This is a genomic window from Pseudomonas oligotrophica (assembly GCF_021726475.1).
Classification (GTDB): Bacteria; Pseudomonadota; Gammaproteobacteria; order Pseudomonadales; family Pseudomonadaceae; genus Stutzerimonas; species Stutzerimonas oligotrophica.
In genome coordinates, this window is the sequence record NZ_JAKJRU010000009.1 from 112,947 (window position 1) to 130,455 (window position 17,509).

A 17,509-nucleotide genomic window follows, 5' to 3' on the forward strand; every position below is an offset into this window, starting at 1 on the left:
CGGCGCGCCGCTCGGTGGATGCCGGCGCAGGATCCTGGCGGACGCGTGGAAAAGGCCGTTGGCCGTTTTCCACCCTACGTGCGGTGAGAGCGGTGGGTTGCAGCGATCCGTAGGGTGGGCTTCAGCCCACCAGCCAGTACGCCGTGGCTTGCGGGGGGCTAAAGCCCACCCTACGGCGGCCTCGCGAACCACTGACCCCTTAGTCCAGCGGCAACTCCGTGGTCCGCTTCACCTCGCTCATGGCGATGTGCGAATGCGCTTCCTGTACGTGCGGGCGCTGCAGCAGCTGGTCGCGCAGGAAGCGTTCATAGCTGTCGATGTCCCTCGCGACCACCTTGAGTAGGTAGTCCGACTCGCCGGCCATGGTGTGGCACTCGAGCACCTCGGGGTAGCCGACCACCGCCTGCTCGAATTCGTCGAGGTTGCTGCGCCCATGGGCCGAGAGCTTGATGTTGACGAACACCGTCATGTTCAGCCCGAGCTTCTTCGGGTTGAGCAGGGCGACCTTGCGCTCGATCAGCCCCTCTTCCTGCATGCGGTGGATGCGTCGCCAGCAGGGCGACTGCGAGAGCTCGACCTTTTCGGCGATCTCGGCGGCCGACAGGTCAGCGTTGTGTTGCAGCAGGCGAAGGATCTTGCGATCGACGGTACTCAGCGGGGTCTGCATGTTCATTCCGGTTTTGTTGTTGTCGGCGCATCGTTCATGCAAGCGAATGCGGTTCTAGCGCAAAAGTAGAAAGAAAATCTCCGTTCGTCACGGCCAGACTGTAAACAAGTGTCGGCGGGGCGATCCCCTGCCGCGAAAAGGCGGGTGGCGCCGAGCGCGACCACCCTGACTCCGATAACAACAAATTAGGAGCGCCCCATGTCTCTGGCCGAGATCCGTCTGGACGACAAGTACCGCCTTGCAACAGGGCACCTGTACCTCACCGGTACCCAGGCCCTGACCCGCCTGCCGATGCTGCAGCATCAGCGTGACCAGGCCCGCGGCCTGAACACCGGCGGCTTCATCTCCGGCTACCGCGGCTCGCCGCTGGGCGGGCTGGACAAGAGCCTCTGGGAAGCCCGCGACTACCTCAAGCAGAACGCCATCCACTTCCAGCCGGGGGTCAACGAAGAGTTGGCCGCCACCGCCGTGTGGGGCAGCCAGCAGACCAACCTGTTCCCGGGCGCCCGATACGACGGCGTGTTCGCCATGTGGTACGGCAAGGGGCCGGGCGTCGACCGTGCCGGCGACGTGTTCAAGCACGGCAACGCGGCCGGCGTCTCCGCGCACGGCGGTGTGCTGCTGCTGGCCGGTGACGACCATGGCTGCAAGTCCTCGACGCTGCCGCACCAGAGCGAGCATGCCTTCATCGCCGCCTCGATTCCGGTGCTGAATCCGGCCAACGTCCAGGAAATCCTCGACTACGGCATCATCGGCTGGGAGCTGTCGCGCTACTCCGGCTGCTGGGTGGCGCTGAAGACCATCGCCGAGAACGTCGACTCCTCCGCCGTGGTGGAAGTCGACCCGCTGCGCGTCGAGACGCGCATCCCCGAGGACTTCGAGCTGCCCGAGGACGGCGTGCACATCCGCTGGCCGGACCCGCCGCTGGCTCAGGAAAAGCGCCTCAACCTGTACAAGATCTACGCCGCGCGCGCCTTCGCCCGGGCCAACAACCTGAACCGGGTGATGCTCGATTCGCCGAATCCGCGCTTAGGGATAATCACCACCGGCAAGTCCTATCTCGACGTGCGCCAGGCGCTGGATGACCTCGGCCTCGACGAAGCGCTGTGCGCGCAGGTCGGCCTGCGGGTGCTCAAGGTCGGCATGAGCTGGCCGCTGGAGCCGGTCTCGGTGCACGAGTTCGCCCAGGGGCTGGACGAGATCCTGGTGGTCGAGGAGAAGCGCAGCATCATCGAGGACCAGCTCACCGGGCAGCTCTACAACTGGCCGGTCAGCAAGCGCCCGCGGGTGGTCGGCGAGTTCGACGAGCAGGGCAACTCGCTGCTGCCGAACCTCTCCGAGCTGACCCCGGCGATGATCGCCCGGGTGATCGCCAAGCGCCTCGCGCCGATCTACACCAGCGACAGCATCCAGACCCGCCTGGCCTTCCTCGACGCCAAGGAGAAGGCCCTGGCCGCGCGCAGCTACAGCACCGTGCGCACCCCGCACTACTGTTCCGGCTGCCCGCACAACACCTCGACCAAGGTGCCCGAGGGCAGTCGCGCCTCGGCCGGTATCGGCTGTCACTACATGGTGCAGTGGATGGACCGGCGTACCGAGACCTTCACCCAGATGGGCGGCGAGGGCGTCAACTGGATCGGCCAGGCGCCGTTCACCGACACCCCGCACATGTTCCAGAACCTCGGCGACGGCACCTACTTCCACTCCGGCAGCCTGGCGATCCGCGCCGCCGTGGCGGCGGGCGTCAACATCACCTACAAGGTGCTCTACAACGACGCCGTGGCCATGACCGGCGGCCAGCCGATCGACGGCGAGCTGCGCGTCGACCAGCTCAGCCGGCAGATCGCCGACGAGGGCGTCCGGCGCATCGCGCTGGTCAGCGACGAGCCGGACAAGTACCCGAGCCGCGACGGCTTCGCGCCGATCACCAGCTTCCACCATCGCCGCGAGTTGGACGCCGTGCAGCGTGAGCTGCGTGAGTTCAAGGGCGTCTCGGTGATCATCTACGACCAGACCTGCGCCACCGAGAAGCGCCGCCGGCGCAAGCGCGGCAAGCTGGAAGACCCGGCCAAGCGCGCCTTCATCAACCCGGCGGTATGCGAGGGCTGCGGCGATTGCGGCGAGAAGTCCAACTGCCTGTCGGTGCTGCCGCTGGAGACCGAACTGGGGCGCAAGCGCGAGATCGACCAGAACGCCTGCAACAAGGACTTCTCCTGCGTCGAGGGCTTCTGCCCGAGCTTCGTCACCGTGCACGGCGGCGGGCTGCGCAAGCCGGAGGCGGTCGGCCATGGCATCGAGGCCGGCGCGCTGCCCGAGCCGCGGCACCCGTCGCTGGAGCGGCCATGGAACGTGCTGATCCCCGGCGTTGGCGGCAGCGGCGTGACCACCCTCGGCGCGCTGCTCGGCATGGCTGCGCACCTGGAAGGCAAGGGCTGCACCGTGCTCGACCAGGCGGGTCTCGCGCAGAAATTCGGCCCGGTGACCACCCACGTGCGCATCGCCGCCAGGCAGAGCGACATCTACGCGGTGCGCATCGCCGCCGGCGAGGCCGACCTGCTGCTGGGCTGCGACCTGGTGGTCGCGGCGGGCGATGAATCGCTGACCCGGCTCAACGAGCAGATCAGCAATGCCGTGGTGAACAGCCACGAATCGGCCACCGCCGAGTTCACCCGCAACCCCGATGCCCAGGTCCCCGGCGCGGCCATGCGCCGGGCGATCAGCGACGCGGTCGGCGCCGACAAGACCCATTTCGTCGACGCCACCCGCCTGGCCACGCGGCTCTTGGGCGACAGCATCGCCACCAACCTGTTCCTGCTCGGCTTCGCCTATCAGCAGGGGCTCTTGCCGATCAGCGCCGAGGCGATCGAGAAGGCCATCGAGCTCAATGGCGTTGCCGCCAAGCTGAATCTGCAGGCCTTCCGCTGGGGCCGTCGCGCGGTGCTGGAGCGTGAAGCGGTGGAGCAACTGGCGCGCCCGGCCGAGGCCGCCGAGCCAGTCTGCAAGACTCTGGAAGAGATCGTCGACTGGCGCGTGGACTTCCTCACCCGCTACCAGAACGCCGCCCTGGCGCGCCGTTATCGCCAACTGGTCGAGCGCGTGCGCGAGGCCGATACGGCGGACGACCTGGCGCTGTCCAAGGCCGTCGCCCGCTACTACTTCAAGCTGCTGGCCTACAAGGACGAGTACGAGGTGGCGCGGCTCTACAGCGAGCCGGAGTTCCGCCAGCAGCTCGAAGCGCAGTTCGAGGGCGACTACAAGCTGCAGTTCCACCTGGCGCCGGCCTGGCTGAGCAAGCCCGATCCGAAGACCGGCGAGCCGCGCAAGCGCGAGTTCGGCCCGTGGATGCTCGACGCTTTCGGCGTGCTGGCCAAGCTGCGCTTCCTGCGTGGCACGCCATTCGATCCGTTCGGCTACGGCCACGACCGCCGCGTCGAGCGCCAGCTGATCGCCGAGTACGAGAAGACCGTCGACGAGCTGCTGGCCCAGCTCAAGCCGACCAACTACCGCACCGCCGTGGCCATCGCCGCGCTGCCGGAGCAGATCCGCGGCTACGGCCCGGTGAAGGAGCGCTCCATCGCCAAGGCCCGCCAGCAGGAGAAGTTGCTCCGCGAGCAGCTGGCCAAGGGCGACGAGGTGCAGAGCGTGCGGCTGTTCCAGCCGGCGGCGTAGCGGGGTGGGGTTCGCGGTCGAGACCGCTCCCACGGCTTGCAGGAGCATCGTGGAAGCGGCCTTGGCCGCGAAGGAACCTGCGGGAGGCACCCGCGCGGGGTGGGCTTCAGCCCACCCAATTGAGCGCTTCGGCTGCGTCCCGCTGGGCTGAAGCCACCGCCAGGGCGTCGGCTCCGAACCGCCCAAGGCCAGATGAACACACCGGGCGCATGTTCCCGGCGATACCGACAAGAAGGCCCTGTCCAGAACAGGGCGCCAGACCCACAGGAACGAGGTACTCAAAATGTCCGTTTTCGCGCACCCCGACTTCGATCATCACGAACAGGTGGTCTTCTGCCACGACAAGGCTTCGGGGCTCAGGGCCATCATCGCCATCCACGACACGCGCCTGGGCCCTGCGCTGGGCGGCTGCCGGATGTTCCCCTACGCCAACGACGACGATGCCCTGCGCGACGTGCTGCGCCTGTCGCGCGGGATGACGCTGAAATCCTCGCTGGCCGGGCTCAAGCTCGGCGGCGGCAAGGCGGTGATCATCGGCGACCCGCACACCGGCAAGAGCCAGGCGTTGCTGCACGCCATGGGCGACTTCGTCGACAGCCTCGGCGGGCGCTACATCACCGCCGCCGACTCGGGCACCGGCGATGCCGAGATGCAGGCCTTCGCCCAGCGCACCCGCCATGTGGTCGGCGCCACGCCGCGTGCCACCCTCGACGGCAGCATCGCCAGCGGCGACCCATCGCCATCCACCGCGCTCGGCGTGTTCGTCGGGCTCAAGGCCGCGGTGCGCCATCGCCTCGGCCGCGACGACCTCAGCGGGCTGAAGGTGGCGATCCAGGGCGTCGGGCATGTCGGCCTGGGGCTGGCGCGGCACCTGAAGGCGGCCGGCGCCGAACTCTGGATCGCCGACATCTTCGATGCCAACGTGCGCCAGGCGATGGACGAGCTGGGCGCCAACGTGGTTCGCCCGCAGGACATCTACGGCCTGGACGTGGACGTTTTCGCGCCCTGCGCCATGGGCGCCATCCTCAACGAGCAGACCCTCGAGGTGCTGCGCGCACCGGTGATCGCCGGCGCCGCCAACAACCAGCTGGCCACCGCCGAGATCGGCGCCGAGCTGCAGCGGCGCAACCAGCTGTACGCGCCGGACTACGCGATCAACGCCGGCGGCATCATCGACGTCTACTACCAGCGCATCGGTGGCAGCGCGGCGCAGATCGACAGCCACGTGCACGCCATCGGCGACACCCTGCAGGAGATCTTCACCCGCGCCGCCGCCAGCGGCGAGCCGACCTCGGTGATCGCCGACCGCCTGGCGCTCGAGCGCCTGGAAAGCGGCCACGAGCCGCCCGCCCTCAGGCTGCACGCCTGATCCGCACGGGCGGCCCAGGCGCCGCCCGTCTTCTGTCACTTCGCCAGACCTGACAAAAACAACAAGCAGGAAACCGCAATGACCGAACCAACCCGTCTTGCCGCCGGCAGCTTCGCCGGCGCGTCCGCTGCCGTCCGTCCGTCCGCCGCCCGAGGCCTGTGGTCCTCGCGCTGGGTGTTCTTCCTCGCCGCCACCGGCTCGGCCGTGGGGCTGGGCAATATCTGGAAATTCCCCTACATCACCGGCGCCAACGGCGGCGGTGCCTTCGTGCTGGTCTACGTGGCCTGCATCCTGACCATCGGCATCCCGCTGCTGATGGCCGAGGTGATGATCGGCCGCCGCGGCCGGCAGAACCCCGCCGGCGCGGTCGGCCGGCTGGCCGAGGAGGCCGGCGCCAGCCGCCACTGGCGCAAGGTCGGCTGGCTCGGCGCCTTCACCGGTTTCCTGATCCTCGGCTTCTACCTGGTGGTGGCCGGCTGGGCGCTGGCCTATGTGCCGACCGCCCTGAGTGGCGCCTTCAGCGGAGTCGACGGCCAGGCCAGCGGCGCGCTGTTCGACGGCCTGCTGGCCGATCCCGGGCGCCTCGCGCTGTCCGGCCTGCTGGTGCTGGCGGTGACCCTGCTGATCGTCGGCCTCGGCGTGCGCGACGGCCTGGAGCGTGCGCTGCGCCTGCTGATGCCGGGGCTGTTCGTGCTGCTGCTGGGGCTGGTCGGCTATGCCGCGGTGGCCGGCGACTTCGCCGCCGCGCTGCGCTTTCTGTTCGTGCCGGATTTCTCCCAGCTGAGCGCCGAGGGCGTGCTGCTTGCCCTGGGCCATGCCTTCTTCACCCTCAGCCTGGGCTGCGGGGCGATGATGGCCTACGGCTCCTACCTGCCGGAGGGCACTTCGATCGCGCGTACCTCGCTGTTGGTGGCGCTGGCCGATACGGTGGTGGCGCTGCTCGCCGGGCTGGCGATCTTCCCGCTGGTGTTCGCCAACGGCCTGGAGCCGGGCGCCGGGCCGGGGCTGATCTTCGTCACCCTGCCGATCGCCTTCGGCCAGATGCCGCTCGGCCAACTGGTCGGCGGGCTGTTCTTCGTCATGCTGGTGCTGGCCGCGGTGACCTCGACCATCTCGCTCTCGGAACCTGGGATCGCCTGGCTGACCGAGCGCTTCGGCCTGCGCCGCGGCCGCGCGGTGCTGCTGACCGGCGCACTGCTCGCCCTGATGGGCACGGCCTGCCTGCTGTCGTTCAACCACTGGGCCGAGTACCAGCTGTTCGGCCGCACCGTGTTCGACACCATGGACTACCTCACCGCCAACTGGCTGATGCCCCTCGGCGGCCTCGGCACGGTGCTGTTCACCGGCTGGGTGCTGCGCCGCGAGCTGGTGCACGAGGCCATCGGCATCGCCCGCCCGGGCTGGTTCGGCCTGTGGTGGAACCTGCTGCGCTACGGCACCCCGGTGGCCATCGTGCTGGTGTTCCTCAATCTGGTCGGCGTGCTCTAACGGACGCCTGGATGGCCCTGGAGGACAGGGCCTTGGTGGGCTGAAGCCCACCCTGCAGGGGCGGGCTGGCAGCAGCCCCTTTGTAGGGTGGGCTTCGGCCCATCTCGTTTCGGCCACTTCGTGCGTGGCTGTGCGGCAGCTTGTCGCAGGGCGTTGTCAGCTTTTCGTTACGCCTGGAAAGCGAAATGGACGCGCCGGGCCCCGGCCGGCGCGGTGTAAGGAAAAGCTGACGCCGCCAGCGTCGGCGGGCCCGCCGGCCAGGCCCTGAGGCCGCTTGTTTCGCCGCCTGCGCTGGTTTGTCATGGCCCCAGCCATGCGTGCAGGGCGTCTGCGGACCCCTGCCAACCGATAACAAGAACCAGGAGGCGAGATGAACGCCGTGACCAAGATCGAGCAGCACAACCCCATCGGCACCGACGGCTTCGAGTTCGTCGAATTCACCGCGCCGAACGCCGAAGGCATCCAGCAGCTGCGCACGCTGTTCACCCAGATGGGCTTTACCGAGACCGCCAGGCACCGTTCCAAGGATGTCTGGCTGTTCCAGCAGCACGACATCAACATCGTGCTCAATGGCAGCCCCAGCGGCCACGTCCACGAGTTCGCCGAAAAGCACGGGCCGAGCGCCTGCGCCATGGCCTTCCGGGTGAAGAATGCCGCCCAGGCCGCCGCCTACGTCGAGTCCCAGGGCGCCAGGCTGGTCGGCAGCCACGCCAACTTCGGCGAGCTGAACATCCCCTGCGTCGAAGGCATCGGCGGCTCGCTGCTGTATCTGGTCGATCGCTACGGCGACAAGAGCATCTACGACGTCGACTTCGAGTTCATCGAAGGCCGTTCGCCGAACGACAACGCCGTCGGCCTCATGTGCATCGACCACCTGACCCACAACGTGCGCCGCGGGCAGATGGACGTCTGGTCCGGCTTCTACGAGCGCATCGCCAACTTCCGCGAGATCCGCTACTTCGACATCGAGGGCAAGCTCACCGGCCTGTTCTCCCGCGCCATGACCGCGCCCTGCGGCAAGATCCGCATCCCGATCAACGAGTCGGCCGACGACAAGTCGCAGATCGAGGAATTCATCCGCGAGTACCACGGCGAGGGCATCCAGCACATCGCGCTGTCTACCGACGATATCTACGAGACGGTCCGCCAGCTGCGTGCCAACGGCGTGGACTTCATGACCACCCCGGACACCTACTACGAGAAGGTCGACAGCCGCGTCGCCGGGCATGGCGAACCGCTGGACCAGCTGCGCGAGCTGAACCTGCTGATCGACGGAGCGCCGGGCGTCGGTACGCCCGGCGATGACGGCATCCTCCTGCAGATCTTCACCAACACGGTGATCGGCCCGATCTTCTTCGAGATCATCCAGCGCAAGGGCAACCAGGGCTTCGGCGAGGGCAATTTCAAGGCGCTGTTCGAATCCATCGAGGAAGACCAGCTGCGCCGTGGCGTGATCTCCGAGTAACCATGATGCGCCTCGCTGCAGGGCGCGCCGCGCGTACCCTGCGGCCTGCGCCGATAGCTGATTGCCAAGGGGCGCACCGCCTAGGCGGCCGCGCGACTCCCCACGAGGTTTGACCATGAAACTCGCATCACTGAACCAGGGCCGCGACGGCGTTCTTGTCGTGGTCTCCCGCGACCTGACCCGCGCCGTGCGCGTGCCGCAGATCGCCGCTACCCTGCAGGCCGCGCTGGACGACTGGGCCGCGACCCGGCCCAGGCTTGAGGCGGTCTACCAGCGCCTCAACGACGGCCTGGAGGCGGGTGCCTTCGCCTTCGACCAGGCCGCCTGCCACAGCCCGCTGCCGCGTGCCTACCACTGGGCCGACGGCAGCGCCTACGTCAACCACGTCGAGCTGGTACGCAAGGCGCGTGGCGCCGAGATGCCGGAATCCTTCTGGCACGACCCGCTGATGTACCAGGGCGGTGCCGATGCCTTCATCCCGCCGCACAGCCCGATCCGCCTGGCCGACGAGGCCTGGGGCATCGACCTTGAAGGCGAGCTGGCGGTGATCACCGACGACGTGCCGATGGGCGCGACGCCAGCCGAGGCCGCCGCGCACATCCGGCTGCTGATGCTGGTCAACGACGTGTCGCTGCGCAACCTGATCCCCGCCGAGCTGGCCAAGGGCTTCGGCTTCTACCAGAGCAAGCCGTCGTCGAGCTTCTCGCCGGTGGCGGTGACCCCGGACGAGCTGGGCGATGCCTGGAAGGACGGCAAGGTCCATCGCCCGCTGGTCTCGCACATCAACGGCGCGCTGTTCGGCCAACCGGATGCCGGCACCGACATGACCTTCAACTTCCCGACCCTGGTCGCCCACGCCGCGCGCACCCGGCCGCTGGGCGCCGGCACCATCATCGGCTCGGGCACGGTGTCGAACTACGACCGCAGCGCTGGCTCCTCCTGCCTGGCGGAGAAGCGCATGCTCGAGGTGATCGAGCACGGCGAGGCGCAGACGCCGTTCCTGCGCTTCGGCGACCGGGTGCGCATCGAGATGTTCGACGCCAGCGGGCAGAGCGTCTTCGGCGCCATCGACCAGGCGGTGGAGAAATATGAAGGCTAGGGCGGCTGCCGTTTTTCACTTCCACCGGGGCCAACGGATATCCGGTGGAAACCGCTTCGCGGCTTTCCATCTTGCGAGGGAGCCGAAATGCTGACGCTCTATTCCTACTGGCGCTCCAGCGCCGCCTATCGGGTGCGCATCGCGCTGAACCTCAAGGGTCTGGCCTATCGCCAGGTGCCGGTGCATCTGGTCAAGGACGGCGGCCAGCAGCATGGCGCCGACTACCTCGTGCTCAACCCGCAGGGGCTGGTGCCGCTGCTGGTCGACGAGGTCAATGGCGGCGCGCGCATCGGCCAGTCGCTGGCGATCCTCGAGTACCTCGACGAGGTGTTCCCGGTGCCGGCGCTGCTGCCGGACGATCCGGTGCGCCGCGCCCAGGTGCGCGCGCTGGCGCTGCACATCGCCTGCGACATCCACCCGCTGAACAACCTGCGCGTGCTCAAGTACCTGTCCGGCGAACTCGGCGTCGACGACGAGGCGAAGAATGCCTGGTACCGCCACTGGGTCGCCCTCGGCCTGGCGGCGGTGGAGCAGGGGCTGGAAGCCTTCGGCGACGAGCTGTCGCTGGGCCAGCGCCCCGGCTACCTCGAAGCCTGCCTGGTGCCGCAGGTGTACAACGCCCGTCGTTTCGACTGCCCATTGGACGCCTATCCACGTATCCTCGCGCGCGTTGCCCGCTGCGAGGCGCTGGAGGCGTTCGCCAACGCCGCCCCGGAGGTGCAACCCGACGCTGGCTGACTACCCCAACCTTGCGTGCCATTCCGCTGCGTCACAAGCGCGGCGGGTTCGATCCGTCACGATAAAAACAAGCAGGTGACGCATGACCCGTGAAAAACCCAAGAACCTCTGGCTGTCCCGCTGGGGCTTCATCCTTGCCGCGACCGGCTCGGCGGTCGGCCTGGGCAATATCTGGAAATTCCCCTACATCACCGGCGAGTACGGCGGCGGCGCCTTCGTGCTGATGTACCTGGCGTGCATCCTCGCGGTCGGCATCCCGGTGATGATGACCGAGATCGCCATCGGCCGCCGCGGCCGCGGCAGCCCCATCGACGCCATCGCCCGGGTGGTGCGCGAGAACGACGGCAACCCGGCCTGGAAGCTGGTCGGCGGCATGGCCATGCTGGCCGGCTTCATGATCCTCTGCTTCTACGTGGTGGTGGCCGGCTGGGCCTTCGCCTACACGGTCAAGATGCTCGACGGCTCGCTGGCGGCGACCAGCGTCGAGGGCCTGGCGCAGACCTTCGAGGCGCACAACGCCAACCCCTGGGCGCTCGGCGGCTGGAGCGTGCTGGTGGCGCTGCTGACCCTGGCGATCGTCGGTCGCGGCGTGCAGGCCGGGGTCGAGCGCGCCTTCCGCTGGATGATGCCGGGGCTGGCGGTGATGCTCTTGGTGCTGGTCGGCTATGGCCTGACCAGCGGCGGCTTCGACGAGGGCTTCGCCTTCCTGTTCAGCTTCGACACCTCGAAGATCACCGGCGAGGCGCTGCTGGCGGCGCTCGGGCATGCCTTCTTCACCCTGAGCCTGGCCTCCGGCGCGATCCTCACCTACGGCTCCTACCTGCCGGATGGCCAGTCCATCGCTCGGACCACCTTCATGGTGGCGATCGCCGATACCTGCGTGGCGCTGCTGGCGGGGCTGGCGATCTTCCCGGTGATCTTCGCCAACGGCATGAGCCCGAGCGCCGGCCCGGGGCTGATCTTCATGAGCCTGCCGCTGGCCTTCCAGCAGATGCCGTTCGGCACCCTGTTCGGCGTGCTGTTCTTCGCCATGGTCTCGGTCGCCGCGCTGTCCTCGGCGATCTCGATGATCGAGGCGACCGTCGCCTACCTCAACGAGAAGCACGGCATCAGCCGGGTCAAGGCGGCCATTGGCTCGGGTACGGTGCTGCTGGTCATCAGCCTGTTGGCGATGCTCTCGTTCAACGTCGGCGCCGAGTGGAAGCTGTTCGGCAGCACACTGTTCGACGCGCTGGACTACCTGACCTCGCGCTGGATGATGCCGCTGGGCGGGATCTTCATGGCGGTGCTGGCCGGCTACTGCCTGCGCGGCGAGATCCTGCGCGACGAGCTGGGGCTGTCGCCGGCCGGCCATGCGCTGTGGCTGTTCATGGTGCGCTACGTCAGCCCGGTGCTGATCCTCATGGTGTTCCTGCATGCGCTCGGCTGGCTGGGCTTCGACCCGCTCGAGCGCTGGTACTGGATCGCCAGCGCCATCGCCGCGCTGACCATCGTCGGCGAGGGCCTGCGCCGCTGTCGGCAGATGCCGGTGCTGGCCGGGCGCTGAGTCCGGTCGCCGGGGCCACAGTCCAGACGCCAGCCGCGAGGCTGGCGTTTTTCGTTGCGCGGCAGAGGCTCAAGTTCCTGACCAAGCGGCCGAAATATTGACCAAGATCAATGGAATGCACCGAGCGCAGGGAGCGATCACCCGTTCAGCCATTCCGGACATCCGCCCAATGCCCAAGTCGCTCAAGTTCAGCCACAAGATATTGCTGGCCGCCGCGCTGGTGGTGATCGCCGCCTTTGCGCTGTTCACCCTCTACAACGACTACCTGCAACGCAACGCCATCCGCGCCAACCTGCAGAGCTACCTCGACGAGATGGGCCAGGTCACCGCCGGCAACATCCAGAACTGGCTGAGCGGGCGCATCCTGCTGGTCGAAGGTGCCGCACAGTCGATCGCCAACGACAGCGAGCCGGCCAGCGTCAGCCGCCTGCTCGAACAGAAGGCGCTGGCCTCGTCGTTCATGTTCGCCTATGTCGGCACCGAGGACGGCGCCTTCGTCATGCGCCCGCAGGAAGACATGCCGGCCGACTACGATGCGCGCACCCGCCCGTGGTACCGCGATGCCCTCGCCGCCGGCGGCTCGACGCTCACCGAACCCTATGTCGATGCAGCCTCCGGCGGCCTGATCATGACCATCGCCACGCCGGTGCAGCGCGCCGGGCAGACCCTCGGCGTGGTCGGCGGCGACCTGGCGCTCGACACCCTGGTCAGGATCATCAACGCGCTGGACTTCAACGGCATGGGCCACGCCTTCCTGATCAGCGCCGACGGCAAGATCCTCGTGCACCCCGAGGCAGGCAAGGTCAACAAGACCCTCGGCGAGCTCTACCCGCAGGATACCCCGAGCCTGACCAGCCGCTTCGCCGAGGCCAGTCTCGGCGATAGCCGGCGCATCCTCGCCTTCAGCCCGGTCGAGGGCCTGCCCTCGGTGAAGTGGTACGTCGGCGTCTCCATCGACCGCGACAAGGCCTACGCCAGCCTGGCCAGCTTCCGCGCCTCGGCGTTCGTCGCCACCCTGGTGGCGGTGGCCTTCATCATCGCCCTGCTGGGCATGCTGATCCGCGTGCTGATGCGCCCGCTGACCGACATGGGCCGCGCCATGGCCAACATCGCCGAGGGCGAGGGCGACCTGACCCGGCGCCTGGCGGTGCAGTCCAACGACGAGTTCGGCCAGCTGGCGGCGGCGTTCAACCGCTTCGTCGAGCGCATTCATGGCTCGATCCGCGAAGTCTCCTCGGCGACGCTGCAGGTCAACACGCTGGTCAGCCGCGTGCTCTCGGCCTCGCATTCGTCGATGGCCAACTCCGGCGAACAGGCCAGCCGCACCAACAGCGTGGCGGCGGCGATCAACGAGCTCGGCGCCGCCGCCCAGGAGATCGCGCGCAACGCCGCCGACGCCTCGCAGCAGGCCAGCGGCGCCAGCGGCGAAGCCGATGACGGCCGCCAGGTAGTCGAGCACAACATCGCGGCGATGCGCGAGCTGTCGGCGAAGATCAGCGACGCCTGCCGGCAGATCGAGGCGCTCAACGCCAAGACCGTGGACATCGGCCACATCCTCGAGGTAATCAAGGGTATCTCCGAGCAGACCAACCTGCTGGCGCTCAACGCGGCCATCGAGGCGGCGCGGGCCGGCGAGGCGGGGCGCGGCTTCGCCGTGGTGGCCGACGAGGTGCGCAACCTGGCGCACCGCACGCAGAGCTCGGCGCAGGAAATCCAGCAGATGATTGAGCAGCTGCAGGTCGATGCGCGGCAGTCGGTGAGCACCATGACCGAGAGCCAGCGCCAGAGCGACAGCAGCGTGAGCATCGCCGACCAGGCCGGCGAGCGGCTGGTGGCGGTGACCCGCAGCATCGGCGAGATCGACGCGATGAACCAGTCGGTGGCCACCGCCACCGAGGAGCAGACCGCGGTGATCGAGTCGCTGAACATGGACATCATCGAGATCAACACCCTCAACCAGCAGGGCGTGGAGAACCTGGAAGCCACCCTGCGCGCCTGTGGTGACCTCGAGCAGCAGTCCGGGCGCCTCAAGCAACTGGTCGACAGCTTCCGCATCTAGTGCCCGTCCGTCCGGCCGCCACGGAGCAGCGGCGGCCGGCTGCGGTCCATACTTCCCAGGGCTACATGACCATGGGAGGTTTTTCATGAAGGTACTGATCGTTCTCACCTCGCACGACCGCCTGGGCGACACCGGCAAGCCCACCGGCTTCTGGCTCGAGGAATTCGCCGCGCCGTATTTCGTGCTGCGCGACGCCGGCGCCGAGATCACCCTGGCCTCGCCCAAGGGCGGGCAGCCGCCGCTGGACCCCAAGAGCGATGCGCCCGACGCGCAGACCGACGCCACCCGGCGCTTCAAGGAAGACGCCGAGGCGCAGCGCGCGCTGGCCAGCACACGCAAGCTCGCCGAGCTGTCGGCCGGGGACTACGACGCGGTGTTCTACCCCGGCGGCCATGGCCCGCTGTGGGACCTGGCTGGCGACCGCCATTCCATCGCCCTGATCGAGGCCTTCGCCCGCGCCGACAAGCCGGTGGCGGCGGTCTGCCATGCGCCGGCGGTGCTCGGCGAGGTGCGCGGGGCCGATGGCGAATACCTGGTCAAGGGCCGCGCGGTGACCGGCTTCACCAACAGCGAGGAAGCGGCGGTCGAACTGACCGAGGTGGTGCCCTTCCTGCTCGAGGACCGGCTCAAGGAGCGCGGCGGCAACTACAGCAAGGGGCCGGACTGGGCGTCCTACGTGGTGGTCGACGGCCGCCTGGTGACCGGGCAGAACCCGGCGTCTTCCGAGGCTGCCGCCGAGGCGCTGCTGGAGTTGCTGCGCGCCGGCTGATCAGCCGGGCAGCTGCGGCCAGGCCAGGCTCTCGGCGCGGGTGCAGGCGCCGAGCAGCGGCTTGCCGAACAGGTAGCCCTGCATCAGGCCGATGCCCTGGTCGGCCAGGCAGAGGTATTCGTCGAGGGTCTCGACGCCCTCGGCGATCAGGCGGATGTCCAGCTCGCGGCAGATTTCGCCGACCCCGCGCACGATGGCCTGCCGCGGGCGGCTGGCGTCGATGCCGCGGATCAGGTCCATGTCCAGCTTGATCAGGTCCGGCTGGAAATCGGCGAGCAGATTGAGCCCGGCAAAGCCGGCGCCGAAGTCGTCGATGGCGGTCAGGAAGCCGATGCGCTGGTACTCGCGCAGCACCTCGGCCAGCCATTTGCCGTCGCTGATCTCCTCGCCTTCGACCGTCTCGAAGATGATCTGCTCGATGGGAAAGCCATGCGCGCGCGCGGCCTCCAGCGTCGAGCGGATACACAGCTCCGGACGGTAGATGGCGTTGGGCATGAAGTTGATCGACAGCCGGCTCTGCATGTCGAGCGCCGCGGCGGTGCGGATCGCCTCGACCCGGCAGGCCTGGTCGAAACGGTAGCGGTTTTCCTCGGTGACGTGCGCCAGCACGCTCGCGGCCGGCTCGCCGGCCGGGCCGCGCACCAGTGCCTCATGGGCGAACACCTGGCGGCGGCCGATGTCGACGATCGGCTGGTAGGCATAGGCGAAGGCGAAATCCAGCGGCTGGCCGTTGCGGCAACCCGCGCAGGACGTGGCAGGAGCGAGCGGGTCGCTGGCGGGGCGGGGCATGGGGAGTCCTCGGGGTGGCGGCCGCGATGCCTGGCAGCAGGCATGCGGCGCTGGAGTCTTCTCCCTGTGTCGGTCGCCGCGGCGCTTTCTTGACCGCAGACCCGGACAAACGTCGGCCCGCCAACCCCGGCGCGGGGCTGGCGACGGCCTGCTGCGTACGCGCGAGATCGCTCAGGCGACCACCCGGGCGAGCGCCGCGGCCAGCGCGTCGAGGCGCTCGGCATCCAGCCCGGCGACGCTGGCGCGGCCGCTTTCGACCAGGTACACCGAATGCTCGGCGCGCAGCCGACGCACCTGCTCGGCGCTCAGCCCGGTGTAGGAGAACATGCCGCGCTGCTCGGCGATGTGCGCGAAGCGCCCGGCCAGGCCGTAGGGCATCAGTGCCTCGACCAGGCCCTGGCGCAGGCTGGCGATGCGCCGGCGCATGCTTTCCACCTCGTTCTGCCAGATCTGCCGCAGCGGCTCGTCGGCCAGGATGGTCGCCACCACCGCCGCGCCATGCGCCGGCGGCGTCGACCACAGGCCGCGCGCCAGGGCGGCCAGCTGGCTGCGCACGTCGAGCAGCTGCTCATGGCCGGCGGCGACGACGATCAGCCCGCCGGTGCGCTCGCGGTAGAGGCCGAAGTTCTTCGAACAGGAGCTGGTCACCAGCACTTCCGGCAGCGTTTCGGCGAACAGCCGCACCGCCCAGGCGTCGTCCTCCAGGCCGTCGCCAAAGCCCTGGTAGGCGAAGTCGAACAGCGGCAGCAGCTCGCGGCTGCGGACGATGTCGAGCACCCGCAGCCAGTCGTCGTGGTTCAGGTCGAAGCCGGTCGGGTTGTGGCAGCAGGCGTGCAGCAGCACCACGTCGCCGCTGGGGATGCGCTCCAGCGCGGCGAACAGGCCGTCGCGGTCCAGGCGGTTGTCGGCGCCGACGTAGGGATAGTGGCGCAGCGGTACGCCGGCGGCGGCGAACAGCGTTTCATGGATCGGCCAGGTCGGGTCGCTCAGCCAGAGGCTGCGCCCGGGCAGGCACTTGGCGATGAACTCGCCGGCCAGGCGCAGCGCACCGGTGCCGCCGGGCGCCTGGGTGCAGCCGGCGCGCTCCTCGGCCAGCGCCAGCGCGCGCGGGCTCAGCACCAGGCGCAGCAGCTGCGCGCCGAACTGCGCATCGCCGTGGCCGCCGATGTAGCTCTTGGTCTCTTCGCTGTCGACCAGGCGCTGCTCGGCCAGCTTGACCGCCCGCGGGATGGGGGTCAGCCCGCGGGCGTCCTTGTAGACGCCGACGCCCAGGTCGAGCTTGGCCGGGTTGGGGTCGGCGCGGTAGGCATCCAGCAGGCCGAGGATCGGGTCGCCGGGCACGCGGGGTATCTGGCCGAAGTGCATCACTTGCGACCCTCGGCGCTGGCAGCGAGCTGGTCGGTGCGCGCGGCCATGATGAAGTCGTTGCGATGCAGGCCGCGCATCTCGTGGCTCCACCAGGTCACGGTGACCTTGCCCCATTCGGTGAGCAGGGCCGGATGGTGGCCGACTTCCTCGGCGATGGCGCCGACCGCGTTGGTGAAGGCCAGGGCGTGGCGGAAATTGCGGAACAGGAACACGCGTTCCAGCTCCATGTGGTCGCCGCGTACCTCGATGTTCCAGTCGGGAATCTCGCGGATCAGCTCGGCCAGTTCTTCGTCGGATACCTTCGGCGCATCGGCGCGGCAGGCTTCGCATTGGGCTTGGGCGAGGGCGGTCATGGTGTCGTTCCCTTTGGTCTGTTGGGTGAAGGTCATTGGAAAGCCTAGGCGAATGGAAGGCCGTAGGGTGGACAACGCCGCAGGCTTGTCCACGCGTCGGGTTCGCTCCGCCTCGCTGTCGATAGATCGG

At 68.6% G+C, this 17,509-nt stretch carries 13 protein-coding genes and 1 pseudogene; 10 read left to right on the forward strand and 4 right to left on the reverse strand.

Annotated elements, in window-relative coordinates:
• Positions 1 to 199: 199 nt before the first annotated feature.
• Positions 200 to 667 (reverse strand): Lrp/AsnC family transcriptional regulator, encoded by a 468-nt coding sequence (locus L3N39_RS18050; protein ID WP_061339970.1) that lies wholly within the window; start codon positions 665 to 667, stop codon positions 200 to 202.
• A gap of 198 nt (positions 668 to 865) precedes the next feature.
• Here L3N39_RS18050 and L3N39_RS18055 point away from each other — a divergent pair, with 198 nt between their 5' ends.
• The 10 genes and pseudogenes from L3N39_RS18055 (at position 866) to L3N39_RS18095 (ending at position 14,869) form a co-directional block, all read left to right on the forward strand.
• Positions 866 to 4,336: an indolepyruvate ferredoxin oxidoreductase family protein gene (locus L3N39_RS18055; RefSeq protein ID WP_237258802.1), complete on the forward strand. Its 3,471-nt coding sequence runs from the start codon at positions 866 to 868 to the stop codon at positions 4,334 to 4,336.
• Between the two features lie 283 nt (positions 4,337 to 4,619).
• Entirely contained in the window at positions 4,620 to 5,705 is a 1,086-nt protein-coding gene (locus L3N39_RS18060) for a Glu/Leu/Phe/Val dehydrogenase dimerization domain-containing protein (RefSeq protein ID WP_237258803.1), read from the forward strand.
• A gap of 78 nt (positions 5,706 to 5,783) precedes the next feature.
• On the forward strand, positions 5,784 to 7,193 hold the full coding sequence (locus tag L3N39_RS18065; protein WP_237258804.1) for a sodium-dependent transporter: 1,410 nt from the start codon (positions 5,784 to 5,786) through the stop codon (positions 7,191 to 7,193).
• Positions 7,194 to 7,563: 370 nt separating this feature from the next.
• Positions 7,564 to 8,658, forward strand: coding sequence for a 4-hydroxyphenylpyruvate dioxygenase (gene hppD / locus L3N39_RS18070; RefSeq protein ID WP_237258805.1), 1,095 nt, complete (start codon positions 7,564 to 7,566; stop codon positions 8,656 to 8,658).
• 115 nt (positions 8,659 to 8,773) lie between these two features.
• Entirely contained in the window at positions 8,774 to 9,757 is a 984-nt protein-coding gene (locus tag L3N39_RS18075; protein ID WP_237258806.1) for a fumarylacetoacetate hydrolase family protein, read from the forward strand.
• Positions 9,758 to 9,844: 87 nt separating this feature from the next.
• Entirely contained in the window at positions 9,845 to 10,495 is a 651-nt protein-coding gene (gene maiA, locus L3N39_RS18080; protein ID WP_237258807.1) for a maleylacetoacetate isomerase, read from the forward strand.
• 82 nt (positions 10,496 to 10,577) lie between these two features.
• Positions 10,578 to 12,041 carry a sodium-dependent transporter gene (locus tag L3N39_RS18085; protein WP_237258808.1) on the forward strand — a complete coding sequence of 488 codons (1,464 nt, stop codon included), beginning with the start codon at positions 10,578 to 10,580 and terminating at the stop codon, positions 12,039 to 12,041.
• 169 nt (positions 12,042 to 12,210) lie between these two features.
• A pseudogene (locus L3N39_RS19080) lies at positions 12,211 to 13,242 on the forward strand (HAMP domain-containing protein); the annotation flags it as partial.
• A gap of 93 nt (positions 13,243 to 13,335) precedes the next feature.
• Positions 13,336 to 14,100, forward strand: coding sequence for a methyl-accepting chemotaxis protein (locus tag L3N39_RS19085; RefSeq protein WP_431978047.1), 765 nt, complete (start codon positions 13,336 to 13,338; stop codon positions 14,098 to 14,100).
• 85 nt (positions 14,101 to 14,185) lie between these two features.
• The gene (locus L3N39_RS18095; protein WP_237258810.1) at positions 14,186 to 14,869 is read left to right on the forward strand and encodes a type 1 glutamine amidotransferase domain-containing protein; all 684 of its coding nucleotides are present in this window, start codon (positions 14,186 to 14,188) and stop codon (positions 14,867 to 14,869) included.
• On the opposite strand, the gene L3N39_RS18100 is transcribed toward L3N39_RS18095, so the two are convergent.
• The 3 genes from L3N39_RS18100 to L3N39_RS18110 all read right to left on the reverse strand — a co-directional run bounded on the left by L3N39_RS18100 (position 14,870) and on the right by L3N39_RS18110 (position 17,379).
• Positions 14,870 to 15,658: an EAL domain-containing protein gene (locus L3N39_RS18100; protein ID WP_237258811.1), complete on the reverse strand. Its 789-nt coding sequence runs from the start codon at positions 15,656 to 15,658 to the stop codon at positions 14,870 to 14,872.
• 171 nt (positions 15,659 to 15,829) lie between these two features.
• Positions 15,830 to 17,023: an amino acid aminotransferase gene (locus L3N39_RS18105; RefSeq protein WP_237258812.1), complete on the reverse strand. Its 1,194-nt coding sequence runs from the start codon at positions 17,021 to 17,023 to the stop codon at positions 15,830 to 15,832.
• The gene (locus tag L3N39_RS18110; protein WP_011914586.1) at positions 17,023 to 17,379 is read right to left on the reverse strand and encodes a 4a-hydroxytetrahydrobiopterin dehydratase; all 357 of its coding nucleotides are present in this window, start codon (positions 17,377 to 17,379) and stop codon (positions 17,023 to 17,025) included. The genes L3N39_RS18105 and L3N39_RS18110 overlap by 1 nt, the downstream gene beginning before the upstream one ends.
• Between the last annotated feature and the right edge of the window lie 130 nt (positions 17,380 to 17,509).

What these genes read in the sequence shown, in the direction of transcription:
- L3N39_RS18110 (WP_011914586.1), bottom strand. Translation starts at nt 17,379, where the DNA reads ATGACCGCCCTCGCCCAAGCCCAATGCGAAGCCTGCCGCGCCGATGCG.
- L3N39_RS18095 (WP_237258810.1), top strand. Translation starts at nt 14,186, where the DNA reads ATGAAGGTACTGATCGTTCTCACCTCGCACGACCGCCTGGGCGACACC.
- L3N39_RS18100 (WP_237258811.1), bottom strand. Translation starts at nt 15,658, where the DNA reads ATGCCCCGCCCCGCCAGCGACCCGCTCGCTCCTGCCACGTCCTGCGCG.
- L3N39_RS18075 (WP_237258806.1), top strand. Translation starts at nt 8,774, where the DNA reads ATGAAACTCGCATCACTGAACCAGGGCCGCGACGGCGTTCTTGTCGTG.
- L3N39_RS18085 (WP_237258808.1), top strand. Translation starts at nt 10,578, where the DNA reads ATGACCCGTGAAAAACCCAAGAACCTCTGGCTGTCCCGCTGGGGCTTC.
- L3N39_RS18050 (WP_061339970.1), bottom strand. Translation starts at nt 667, where the DNA reads ATGCAGACCCCGCTGAGTACCGTCGATCGCAAGATCCTTCGCCTGCTG.
- hppD (WP_237258805.1), top strand. Translation starts at nt 7,564, where the DNA reads ATGAACGCCGTGACCAAGATCGAGCAGCACAACCCCATCGGCACCGAC.
- maiA (WP_237258807.1), top strand. Translation starts at nt 9,845, where the DNA reads ATGCTGACGCTCTATTCCTACTGGCGCTCCAGCGCCGCCTATCGGGTG.
- L3N39_RS19085 (WP_431978047.1), top strand. Translation starts at nt 13,336, where the DNA reads ATGGCCAACTCCGGCGAACAGGCCAGCCGCACCAACAGCGTGGCGGCG.
- L3N39_RS18105 (WP_237258812.1), bottom strand. Translation starts at nt 17,023, where the DNA reads ATGCACTTCGGCCAGATACCCCGCGTGCCCGGCGACCCGATCCTCGGC.
- L3N39_RS18055 (WP_237258802.1), top strand. Translation starts at nt 866, where the DNA reads ATGTCTCTGGCCGAGATCCGTCTGGACGACAAGTACCGCCTTGCAACA.
- L3N39_RS18065 (WP_237258804.1), top strand. Translation starts at nt 5,784, where the DNA reads ATGACCGAACCAACCCGTCTTGCCGCCGGCAGCTTCGCCGGCGCGTCC.
- L3N39_RS18060 (WP_237258803.1), top strand. Translation starts at nt 4,620, where the DNA reads ATGTCCGTTTTCGCGCACCCCGACTTCGATCATCACGAACAGGTGGTC.